The following is a 597-nucleotide window of genomic DNA, read 5'->3' as shown; positions in this document are numbered from 1 at the left end:
CGGACACGCCCTTGTCCTTCAACGTCTTGCCGACGAAGTGACCGGCCGCCACCCCCATGCCGTAGTTGTCCCCGCCGATCCACGCGCGGTAGGACAGCTTGTCGGGGAAGACCCGGTCCACGTTGATCACCGGGATGCCGGCGTCCATCGCCTGCCGGGCGACCTGGTTGAGCTGCTCGCCGTCGTTGGGCAGGATCACCAGCGCGTTGACCTTGGCCTGGATCAGCGACTCCACCGCCGAGATCTGCTGGTTGATGTCGTTGGTCGGCTCGACCGGCTTGAACTCCACATCGGAGTACTGCTTGGCCGCATCCGCGGCGTTCTTGCTGATCGCGGCGATCCAGCCGTGGTCGGCGGCCGGGGCCGAGAAGCCGATGACGACCTTGTCGCCGGGGGCGTCGTTGCCGCCCGTGGCCGCGGCCGCGGGGGCGGCGGCCGGTGCGCTCGCCTGCGCGGCGGGCTCGTTGCTCGTGCAGGCGGTGACGAGGGCGCCCGCGCCGAGGACGGCTCCACTCCACAGGAAGCCGCGCCGGCCGACGTTCTTCTCCATATGTTCTCTCCTTGTCGAAGCCGGTCGGGTTCCGATCCGGCCCACGT

1 protein-coding gene is annotated in these 597 nt (G+C 69.5%); it reads right to left on the bottom strand.

Annotation, left to right across the window (positions count from 1 at the left end; translation table 11 throughout):
- Nucleotides 1–550, bottom strand: a 550-nt coding sequence (locus FLX08_RS40075; protein ID WP_142625450.1) for a substrate-binding domain-containing protein, incomplete at its 3' end; no start/stop codon positions are given.
- Nucleotides 551–597 lie beyond the last annotated feature (47 nt).

The sequence above is a fragment of the Microbispora hainanensis genome, from assembly GCF_006874475.1.
Lineage (GTDB): Bacteria > Actinomycetota > Actinomycetes > Streptosporangiales > Streptosporangiaceae > Microbispora > Microbispora hainanensis.
Note: the sequence above shows the minus strand (reverse complement) of the source record. Positions and strands in the feature narration are given on the sequence as shown.